Source organism: Streptomyces sp. McG3 (genome assembly GCF_018619185.1).
Taxonomy (GTDB): domain Bacteria; phylum Actinomycetota; class Actinomycetes; order Streptomycetales; family Streptomycetaceae; genus Streptomyces.
On sequence record NZ_JAAXYC010000065.1, the window covers coordinates 22,283 to 32,200 of the forward strand.

Consider the following 9,918-nt stretch of genomic DNA (forward strand, 5'->3'; position numbering starts at 1 on the left):
TGAACCAATAGTTGTACAGTTGCGCAATGCGGCAACTGTTGCCGCGACAACGGAGAGAGGGACGGGACCAGAATGTTGCGCAACGGACTGGAACCCTGGCACCTGCTGATCCTGGCGGTCATCGTGGTCGTCGTCTTCGGCTCGAAGAAACTGCCGGACACCGCCCGCGCGCTGGGGAAGTCCATGCGCATCCTCAAGAGCGAGGCCAAGGCGATGAAGGACGAGAACGCCCACTGACCGCGTTACGGAGGCAGGGCGGCAGCCCGCCCCTCCCCACGGCTGCTCACTTCAGGGCTTGCGCGATCCGGGAACCCGGGATGCCGCGCCGAGCGTTTGTACTGGTAGCGGCCGCAGGGGAGACAGCAGAACAGCACCGATCACCGGACCGCACGCGGTGAAGCCGCGGGGCCCGGTCCGCACGTGCGGACCGACGGAACACTGGAGGAAATTCATGGGTGTGACCCTGGCCAAGGGCGGCAATGTCTCCCTGTCGAAGGAGGCCCCCGGCCTGACCGCCGTGACGGTGGGGCTCGGCTGGGACGTACGGACCACGACCGGAGCCGATCACGACCTGGACGCCAGCGCGCTGCTGTGCTCCGAGGCGGGCAAGGTCCTCTCCGACGGCCATTTCGTCTTCTACAACAACCTCAACAGCCCCGACGGTTCTGTCCGCCACACCGGTGACAACCTGACGGGTGAGGGCGAGGGAGACGACGAGTCGGTCGAGGTCGACCTGTCGTCGGTGCCCACCGAGATCGCGAAGATCGTGTTCCCCGTCTCGATCCACGACGCCCAGAGCCGGGGCCAGAGCTTCGGTCAGGTGCGCAACGCGTTCATCCGCGTGGTGAACCGGGCCAACGGTGTCGAGCTCGCCCGCTACGACCTGAGCGAGGACGCCTCCACCGAGACCGCGATGGTCTTCGGCGAGCTGTACCGGCACGGCACCGAGTGGAAGTTCCGGGCCGTCGGCCAGGGTTACGCCTCCGGCCTGGCGGGCATCGCCTCGGACTACGGCGTCAACATCTGACCGGACAGACCGGGTTCCGGCGATGTCACGCCCCACGCCGGTTGCGCGATCATGTCTCCATGACCGACGACCACACCCATCACGTCCTGGACTTCTTCACTCCGCGTGCGGCCGACTGGGACAGCCGGTTCCCCGACGACGGCCCCGCCTACGCCACCGCGGCCGGACTCCTCGGGCTGCGGCCCGGAGATGCCGTGCTCGACGCGGGCTGCGGGACGGGGCGCGCGCTCCCCGCGCTGCGGGCCGCGGTCGGGCCGGAGGGCACGGTGCTGGGCGTCGACCTGACCCCGGCCATGCTGGAGGCCGCGGTGCGGGCGGGACGAGGGGACAGCGGGGCACTCGTCCGTGCCGACGTCGCGCGGTTGCCGCTGCGTGACGGAGTCCTGGACGCGGTGTTCGGAGCGGGACTGATCTCTCATCTGGCCCGCCCCGAGGCCGATGCGGCGGAACTCGCCCGCGTGGTCCGGCCGGGCGGGATCCTGGCTCTGTTCCACCCGATCGGCCGGGCCGCCCTCGCCGCACGCCAGGGACGGACCGTCACCGACGACGATCTGCGGGCCGAGCCCAGGCTGCGTGCGCTGCTGGCAGGTGCGGGGTGGCGGCTGGAGTCCTACACCGACGAGGACGACCGCTTTCTCGCGCTGGCCGTCAGGCAGGCTTGAGGCCGAGGCACGGCCGGGCCCACCGTCGTACGGAAAGCGTCGAAGCCAGGCGCCGTCGGGGCGGCCCCGCCCAGGATCCGGCCGGGGCACGTCGCGTCACTCGGCGGGTGACTGCGACGGCCGGCGGCCGGGAACCGGGCAGCCTCGGACGCCCGGCGTGGGGAACGTACCGAGCTCCGCGATCTCGTACCCGTTCGGATATCCCTTGATCTCGGGGTTCTGGCGCGCGTAGTGCGGCGTCCTCCGGGGCGGCAGGAGCCGGACGGCACCAGCCCGGAGCCGAAGTGCGCCCCTGGTCACTCCGCGTGCCACCGGCCCCGGGCGGCGGTAGCGGAACGCCCGGAGCAACGAGTCGTCCAGGAGCGCGAGGCTGGCGCCGCGCACCAGCGGGGCGAGGAGCGCCGGGTACCAGGACGCCATGAGCGCCAGGGTGGCGTCGGCTACCCGGCGGGCTCCTTCGTCCCAGCCGAAATGCTCGTGCTCGTAGGCATCGAGGACGCGCTCGAAGTCCTCGTAGGTCTCCGGAGCGTCCTTGATCCCCATATGAGCACCGAGCGTGCGGTAGTAGGCGGCGAAGGCGGCCCGCTCGTGGCAGCACAGACGTCGCCAGCCGAAGCTGTCCAGCCAGCGCTTCGGGGTGACGACGAACGTGCACAGGACGTAGCGCATGTCGTCGTCGCTGATGTCGTAGCTGCGGTGCATCCGGTTGATCCGGCGGACGGCGGTGCGGCCGTCGTCGGTGTCGAAGCCGTACTCCACCACCGTGTCGAGCAGCAGGGCGGTGTCGTCGTAGCGTTTCTGGGAGCGCTGCGTCAACTCCGCCGTCTCATCCAGGAGTCGGCCGATGCTGGGCACGGCATAGGTGCGGTACAGGGCCAGTTCGAGGGCACGGGCGATGTCCCAGGGGAACTCGTGGGTGACGGTGAGACGGTAGATCTCCAGGAAGTCCCGCTCGGGGTCCAGTCGCTGAATCTCTTTCAGCCGGTCATACCGCTTCACCACGCTGTCCCCCTCATTCGGCCGGACGTCCAACCTTACGCGGAGGCCTCCCCGGGCCCTGTCCTTCGGCTTCCCCGCGCGCGAACGGGACGGGCGCGGCTCCGGTTCGCTCCTGCTCGTCGGGGCCTCGACGAGCAGGTTACCGAGTAGTTAGGGTGCGCCGACGGACCAAGGGACGCCGGACCGGGCGATGAGGAGGCGGACGATGAGGGATGGGGAGGACACCGTGGCCGGTGCGGACGATGCGGTCGCCGACGACGCGCTGCTGGTGCTGACCGCGATGATGCTGACGCCCGCACGGTTTCCCGGCGTGCTGGGGGACGACTACGTGGCGGCGTGCGGCGCGCTCGCGCTCGAACCGTACGAGGAGGGCTACGGGCTCGTCCTCGGGCAGGACGGGGACGGAGCCCGGTGGACCGTGGTCGTCGAGGACGCCTCCCAGGTGGCCGTCGCCATCGCCGCGTGGGACTGCGGTATGGAGCACGACCTCTCCCCCGACGAGCGCTCCATGGTGTGCGCGCTGCCGGGCTGGCCGATGGATCTGGCCGTCTCCGCGCCCGGTGTGCCGGATCCGCACGATCCGGAGATGGACGGGGAGGGCCCGGCACCGCTGACCCCTCCCGACGCGGAGGCCTGGGGCCCGGCGCAGCGACGGCTCGGGGCGGACGAGGTCGCCGCGCAGTGGTCGGTGTGGCGCGAGCAGCTCGACGAGGCGGGGCTCTCCCGACCGGGCGCCGGGGGAGAGTCGGCGAACGACGCGGGTGAGCAGGACAGCGGCATCGAGGGTGAACAGGACGGCGAGCCCTCGGCGCCCCCCCGGCACCCCGGTGTCCGCAGGGCCCTGGCGGAGGCGACCGCCTACACGAAGGCCCCGCCGCCGCCCGGGCGGATCCGTTCCTCGTACGCCTCGGCCGACGCGCGCACCCTGCGCGTCGACGGCCCGGGGTGGTCGATGGTGGCCCGGACCGATGACATCGCTCTGTTCCTGCTGGACGAGGAGCCCGGCACGGTCATTCCTGTCAGGCGTGGAGCCGCGCTGCCCGGACTGCTCGCGGCCCTCGACGGCTTGGCCGCCCGCCCCGCGTGACATCCTCGCCGGTCACCCGGGGCGATCCGGGCTCAGCGCCCGATCTGCTTGCGGTTGATCCTGCGGAGCCTGCGCCGCTGGGACGGGTCCAGCAGCAGATAGCCGGCCACGGGAACGCCGATCACGATCAGCAGCGCCCACCAGAATCCGATCAGGGGCCACAGGATGGCTGCCGCGAGCACTCCCCCGATAGCGACCTTCGCACCATTCGACATGGTCCACGCCTCCTTCGCGGCCGGCGCCGCTCCTGTTGTGTGAACGCGCCCGCGCGCCCTTACGTTCCCCGTCGGCCGCGCTATCGCAGCGGTTCGCCGACCTCGTGCATGTGCGACAGCGCCTGCCGGTAGGACTCGATCAGGCCGGTCTCCGCGTACGGCATGCCGATACCGGAGCAGTGCGCCCTGACCAGGGGCTGGGCGAGGCGCAGGTTGGGTCGGGGCATGCTCGGGAAGAGGTGGTGCTCGATCTGGTAGTTCAGCCCGCCGAGGAACCAGTCGGTCAGGACGGTGCCGCGTACGTTGCGCGAGGTCAGGACCTGTCGCTGGAGGTGACCCCAGCGCTCACCGTCGGGGTCCGGCATCTCCATCCCCTTGTGGTTCGGGGCGAAGGCCATCCCCAGGTGCAGGCCGAACAGCGCGTGCAGCACCAGCGCGAAGACGATCGCCTTGCCCGGGGTCAGCGTGCTGAGCAGCAGCGTCGCGTAGAGGGCGAAGTGCGCGGTCAGCAGCAGCCCCGAGACGACCCGCTCCCGGAGGGGCTGGCGGCGCAGGAACTGGAATCCGTAGATCTTCAGGGCGATGCCTTCGAGCAGGAGCATCGGGAAGAACAGCCGGGCCTGGTTCCTGGTGAGCCAGCGGGCGAACCCCTCACGCTGCGCCGCCTGTTTCTGGGTCCAGACCAGGGCGCCGACACCGACATCGGGGTCCTTGTCGATGTGGTTCGGGTTGGCGTGGTGGCGTACGTGCTTGTCGTTCCACCACGCCTCGTTCATACCGAGGAGCAGATTGGCGTGCACGAGGCCGATCAGCCTGCTCGTCCTGCGGTCGCCGGATATCTGGGCGTGCCCCGCGTCATGGGCGACGAAAGCCGTACGGGTCCAGAAGACCGCCAGCGGCAGGGTGAGGAGCAGGCTCCACCAGGTGTCGCCCAGCAGGACGAATCCGGTGATCACCGCGCCCAGGGCCGCCAGATTGGCTGCGATGCCGAGCACATACCGGTCCGTGCGGCGCTCCAGCAGACCCTGGTCCCGCACGGCGCGCAGCAGCGGCGCGAAGTCGCTTCCGGCGGCCGCCACGCGAACGTCGGCCGGGCGGTCCGGGCTGCTTTCGTCGGCGGGATCCGCAACAGTGGCTGTCGCCTGGGGCATGACGTCTCCGGTCTCTGGAACATATGCGCTGACCTCATGGAACGTACGGACCGGGGGCGGGTGGGGGCCATGGCGCCACCACCCTGGTTCCCCTGGGGCAGACCCCCGTGCCCGATGGTGGGGCTGGCTGCACCATCGGGACCAGGAGAGAAGAAGAAGTGATACACGCCACATGGCCCTACGGCCTGTCGGCACTCGAAATGGAGTACCCTCGGCGACTCCGCCCACTAGTCAAATTTGAGGAATCTGACATCGCTGTGCACAGGCACCCTGCGGCAACGCCCTCCGAGATCGCCGAACTGGCTCGCTGCTCCGCGGTCTTCGTCCCCGCGGATCCAGCCCGGACCGGCAGGATCGCGTTCTGGAATCCGGACGGTAGCACCCCTTCCGACACTCCCGGGCCTTTGGCGGAGCTGACCGTCGTCGGGACCGACCTGCGACCCCGTTCGGTGACGGCGCGGTACCTCCCCGTGCGGGACGCTCTGCCGGTCCTGACCCGGGCGCGGGCCGTCGCGGGGGCCTCACCCGCCACCGCCTTCTGGGGCGCCGCCGCGCTACTCGCTCTCCAGTTCGTCGCCCGCGGCCTCCTGTTGCCAGGGCTGAGCGGTACCGACCACGACGCCTGGCGGATCGGGCCGTTGAACGCCGACGACCTCGAACGGATCCGGGAACTGGCGGCGTCGATGCCGCCGACCGCCCACGCGACCCCCGTCCCGGACGAGGACGAAGGACAGTCGGACGGACCCGGCGGACCCGGAAGCACGGACGGCGCGGGCCTACCGGGCGGAGCCGGGGAGCGGGAACCGGCACGGAGTTCGACGAGCGGCGCCGTCGGCGAAACGTTGCTGCCCGAACCGGAGTGCCTGCTGCGCGCGTTCCTCGACGCAGTGGCCGACGCGATGCCCCGTACACCGGCCGCGGGGTTCGCCGCCGCAGGCCCCGCGTTCAGCTCCCAGCAGCCGCGACACCTGCCCGAGGGGCGTGCCTGGGCGGCCGATGTGGCGGCCGGTCACGACGCGGGCGTGCGGCTCTCGTTGCGTATCGAGGTCGCGGGTGTGACCTCGCAGCGGAGCGGCACGGAGGCGGGCCCCGAAACCACCCCGGACCCCATGGGTCCGGGAGCGGTGGGGCCGGGGTCCGGTCCGGACCTGGCCGCGCCGTCGTTCCGTGCCGTGCTGCAGATCCACAGTGTCAGCGATCCCACCCTGGTCGCCGACGCGGCCGAGGTGTGGGCGGGCGACTCGCGGACCGCCGCCGCGTTCGGGCCACGGGCCCGGATGGACGCCCTCCTCACCCTGCGTCGGGCCGCCCGCGCCTGGCCGCCCCTGGCGCCGTTGCTCTCCGCCGCGGTGCCGGACTCGGTGGAACCGGCCGACGAGGAGATCGCCGAGCTGCTCGGGTCCGCCTCGCGTGCCCTGGCCGCCGCCGGAGTGCAGGTGCACTGGCCCAGGGAACTGGCCGCCAGGAAGCTCACCGCGCGCGCCGTGATCGGCCCGGACGACCGGGACTCCGCAGAACGGGACTTCATGGACCGGGACGGCGTCGGGCAGGAGGACGGGGCACGGGGACGCCTCGCCGCGGACGTGCCCTCGTTCCTCTCCGCCGACGCACTGCTGTCGTTCGACTGGCGGTTCGCCCTCGGCGACCAGAAGCTGACCCGCGAGGAGCTGGACCGGCTCGCCGAGTCCACCAGGCCCATCGTGCGGCTGCGCGACCAGTGGGTGCTCATCGACCCCGAGGAGGCGCGCCGCGCCCGGAACACCCAGGACCGCAAGGTCACCCCGATCGACGCTCTCGGGGCGGTGCTGACCGGCTCGACGGAGGTGGACGGCCGGCGCGTCGAGGTGGCGGCGACCGGCTGGCTCCAGCGGTTGCGGGACCGGCTGGCCGACCCGGAGTCCGCCGCCCAGCAGTCGATCGGACAGCCGGAGACGCTCACCGCGACCTTGCGCGACTACCAGCTGCGCGGTCTGAACTGGCTGAACACGATGACCTCACTCGGCCTCGGCGGCTGCCTCGCCGACGACATGGGCCTCGGCAAGACGATCACGCTCATCGCCCTGCATCTGCACCGGCAGAGCGACCGTGACGCGGCCGGTCCGACGCTGGTGGTGTGCCCGACTTCGTTGATGGGCAACTGGCAGCGCGAGATCGAGAGGTTCGCGCCGGGCACCCCCGTACGCCGTTTCCACGGCGCGGCGCGTTCCCTGGACGGCCTGGTGGACGGCGAGTTCGTCCTGACGACGTACGGCACGATGCGCCTCGACGCGCCCCGGCTCGCCGCCGTGTCCTGGGGGATGGTCGTCATCGACGAGGCGCAGCACGTCAAGAACCCGCACTCGGCGACGGCCAAGCAGCTGCGGACCATCGGGGCCCGGGCCCGGGTCGCGCTCACCGGTACCCCCGTGGAGAACAACCTCTCCGAGCTGTGGGCGATCCTGGACTGGACGACGCCCGGTCTGCTCGGCCGGCTCGGCGCCTTCCGTACGCGGTACGCGGCAGCGGTCGAGAGCGGCAGCGACCCGGGCGCGGCCGAGCGACTCGCGGCGCTGGTGCGGCCGTTCCTGCTGCGCCGCCGGAAGTCCGATCCGGGGATCGCGCCGGAGCTGCCGCCGAAGACCGAGACCGACCGGGCCGTGTCGCTGACGCCGGAACAGACCGGCCTGTACGAGGCGGTGGTCCGCGAGACCCTGGCGGAGATTTCCGCCGCCGACGGCTTCGAGCGACGGGGGCTCGTGATGAAGCTGCTGACGGCGTTGAAGCAGATCTGCAACCACCCGGCGCAGTACCTCAAGGAGGAACAGCCGCGGATCGCGGACCGGTCGGGGAAGGTCGAACTGCTGGACGAACTCCTGGACACGATCCTGGCCGAGCAGGGTTCCGTGCTGGTCTTCACGCAGTACGTGCAGATGGCCCGGCTGCTGGAGGAACACCTGGCCGCGCGCGGGGTGGACACGCAGTTCCTGCACGGCGGTACGCCCGTGGCCCGGCGCGAGGAGATGGTGAACCGCTTCCAGGCGGGCGAGGCCCCGGTGTTCCTGCTGTCCCTCAAGGCGGCGGGCACCGGGCTCAACCTCACCCGGGCCGGTCATGTCGTGCACTTCGACCGCTGGTGGAACCCGGCGGTCGAGGCGCAGGCGACGGACCGGGCGTACCGGATCGGCCAGACGCAGCCGGTACAGGTGCACCGGCTGATCGCCGAGGGCACGATCGAGGACCGGATCGCCGAGATGCTCGCCCGCAAGCAGGGGCTCGCGGACGCGGTGCTCGGCTCGGGCGAGGCCGCACTGACCGAACTGACCGATGCGGAACTGGCCGACCTGGTCGAGTTGCGAGGGGGCGCACGATGAGCGACGACTACGAGGACGACTACGCGTACGGGGCGGACGGCGTGGACGCCTCCGACGGGGACGGGGCGGCGCGGGACGGCCGGCTCGGTGCGGAGCGTGTGTTCGCGGCGTTTCCCCCTGCGCAGGGCCGGGGTTTCGCCACGTCCTGGTGGGGGCTGGCGTGGCTCAAGGCACTGGAGGACACCGCGCTGGACGGCCAACAGCTCAAGCGGGGCCGGCGGCTGGCCCGGGAGGGCCGGGTAGGGGCAGTCTCCGTACGGCCGGGACGGATCACCGCCGTGGTCCGGGACCGCGACGGTACGGCCTACCGCAGCGACGTTCTGCTCCAGCAGCTCGGCGCGGGCGCCTGGGACCGGTTCCTGGACATGGCCGTGGACCGGGCCGGGCACATCGCGGCGCTGCTGGACCGGGAGATGCCGCCGCACCTGGTGGAGGACGCGGCGGGCGCCGGGGTCGAGCTGCTGCCCGGCATCGGGGATCTGGAGCCGGAGTGCACGTGTGGAACCTGGGACCACTGCCCGCACTCGGGTGCCCTCTGTTACCAGGTGGCGCGCCTGCTGGACGAGGACCCGTTCGTCCTGCTGCTGATGCGGGGGCGCGAGGAGCGGCGGCTGCTGGACGAACTCCAGGTGCGCAGCGCCGCCCGCGCGGTCCGGGCGGGCGGCGACGGGGCGCGGGAGGCGGCCGACGAGGCGGAGCGGGAGGTTCGCGGAGTCCCGGCCGGCGAGGCGTTCGCGGCGGCCGGGATCCTGCCGCCGCTCCCCGCTCCCCCGCCGGTCCCCGATGAACCGGGGCTCGGGCCCGCGCTGGACACGGAGACCGACCCCGCGCCCGGGGTCGACCCGGTGGCGCTGGAGGTGCTGGCGGCGGACAGCGCGGTGCGGGCGCACCGGATGCTGCTGGACGCCCTGGCCCCGGGGCACGAAGGACAGCCGCTCCCGGTCGAGCTGACGCCGCGGCAGGACGCGGTACGGCTGGTCGCGGACACCCGGCCGGAGCCCCGGATCGGGGCCCGGCTCGCCGCGGGATCCGGCCGCCCGGCCGCGGACCTGGATGCGGCGGTCCGCGCCTGGCGGTACGGCGGGGTCGCGGCGCTCGCCGTGCTGGACGAGGAGTGGACGCCGGACCCGGAGGACCTGGGGCGGGCCCGCGCCCGGCTCGGCGAGGCGTGGGAGGCGGGCGAGCGGCCGGCCCTGCGGGCGAGCGGCCGGGCCCGCTGGACCGTCGCGGGCGCCGACCTCCAGCTCCGGTTGGACCGGAACGGTCGGTGGTGGCCCTACCGCAAGGAGCGGGGTCGTTGGGTGCCTGCCGGACCGGCGGACGACGACCCGGCGGGCGCGCTGGCGGGGGCCGACGGCGGGGCGGCGGACACGGCTGCCTGAACCGTCCGGCGACCCCGACGCAGCCGGGCGGCAACTGCTCGGCCG

The 9,918-nt window shown here is 72.3% G+C and carries 9 protein-coding genes; 6 read left to right on the plus strand and 3 right to left on the minus strand.

Features of this window, described 5'->3' with window-relative positions; all coding sequences use genetic code 11:
* The first annotated feature begins 72 nt into the window (after positions 1-72).
* From tatA to HET64_RS13750, 3 genes are all read left to right on the plus strand, one after another.
* A complete protein-coding gene (gene tatA, locus HET64_RS13740) occupies positions 73-237 on the plus strand; it encodes a Sec-independent protein translocase subunit TatA (protein ID WP_103508460.1) in 165 nt (54 codons plus the stop codon).
* A gap of 214 nt (positions 238-451) precedes the next feature.
* Complete coding sequence (locus HET64_RS13745) at positions 452-1,027, plus strand: TerD family protein (protein WP_215105265.1); 576 nt, start codon at positions 452-454, stop codon at positions 1,025-1,027.
* Between the two features lie 59 nt (positions 1,028-1,086).
* On the plus strand, positions 1,087-1,689 hold the full coding sequence (locus HET64_RS13750; RefSeq protein WP_215105267.1) for a methyltransferase domain-containing protein: 603 nt from the start codon (positions 1,087-1,089) through the stop codon (positions 1,687-1,689).
* 96 nt (positions 1,690-1,785) lie between these two features.
* Here the strand turns inward: HET64_RS13750 and HET64_RS13755 are convergent, their stop codons facing one another.
* Complete coding sequence (locus tag HET64_RS13755; protein WP_215105269.1) at positions 1,786-2,691, minus strand: oxygenase MpaB family protein; 906 nt, start codon at positions 2,689-2,691, stop codon at positions 1,786-1,788.
* Between the two features lie 202 nt (positions 2,692-2,893).
* Here HET64_RS13755 and HET64_RS13760 point away from each other — a divergent pair, with 202 nt between their 5' ends.
* Complete coding sequence (locus tag HET64_RS13760) at positions 2,894-3,775, plus strand: hypothetical protein (protein WP_215105271.1); 882 nt, start codon at positions 2,894-2,896, stop codon at positions 3,773-3,775.
* A gap of 32 nt (positions 3,776-3,807) precedes the next feature.
* On the opposite strand, the gene HET64_RS13765 is transcribed toward HET64_RS13760, so the two are convergent.
* Positions 3,808-3,990, minus strand: a complete 183-nt coding sequence (locus tag HET64_RS13765) for a hypothetical protein (protein ID WP_026291218.1) — start codon at positions 3,988-3,990, stop codon at positions 3,808-3,810.
* Between the two features lie 80 nt (positions 3,991-4,070).
* Entirely contained in the window at positions 4,071-5,141 is a 1,071-nt protein-coding gene (locus HET64_RS13770; protein ID WP_215105273.1) for an acyl-CoA desaturase, read from the minus strand.
* A gap of 257 nt (positions 5,142-5,398) precedes the next feature.
* On the opposite strand from HET64_RS13770, the gene HET64_RS13775 reads away from it, so the two are divergent.
* Positions 5,399-8,491: a DEAD/DEAH box helicase gene (locus HET64_RS13775; RefSeq protein ID WP_215105275.1), complete on the plus strand. Its 3,093-nt coding sequence runs from the start codon at positions 5,399-5,401 to the stop codon at positions 8,489-8,491.
* On the plus strand, positions 8,488-9,873 hold the full coding sequence (locus HET64_RS13780) for an SWF or SNF family helicase (RefSeq protein ID WP_215105277.1): 1,386 nt from the start codon (positions 8,488-8,490) through the stop codon (positions 9,871-9,873). The genes HET64_RS13775 and HET64_RS13780 overlap by 4 nt, the downstream gene beginning before the upstream one ends.
* Positions 9,874-9,918 lie beyond the last annotated feature (45 nt).

What these genes read in the sequence shown, in the direction of transcription:
- tatA (WP_103508460.1), top strand. Translation starts at nt 73, where the DNA reads ATGTTGCGCAACGGACTGGAACCCTGGCACCTGCTGATCCTGGCGGTC.
- HET64_RS13745 (WP_215105265.1), top strand. Translation starts at nt 452, where the DNA reads ATGGGTGTGACCCTGGCCAAGGGCGGCAATGTCTCCCTGTCGAAGGAG.
- HET64_RS13750 (WP_215105267.1), top strand. Translation starts at nt 1,087, where the DNA reads ATGACCGACGACCACACCCATCACGTCCTGGACTTCTTCACTCCGCGT.
- HET64_RS13760 (WP_215105271.1), top strand. Translation starts at nt 2,894, where the DNA reads ATGAGGGATGGGGAGGACACCGTGGCCGGTGCGGACGATGCGGTCGCC.
- HET64_RS13765 (WP_026291218.1), bottom strand. Translation starts at nt 3,990, where the DNA reads ATGTCGAATGGTGCGAAGGTCGCTATCGGGGGAGTGCTCGCGGCAGCC.
- HET64_RS13770 (WP_215105273.1), bottom strand. Translation starts at nt 5,141, where the DNA reads ATGCCCCAGGCGACAGCCACTGTTGCGGATCCCGCCGACGAAAGCAGC.
- HET64_RS13780 (WP_215105277.1), top strand. Translation starts at nt 8,488, where the DNA reads ATGAGCGACGACTACGAGGACGACTACGCGTACGGGGCGGACGGCGTG.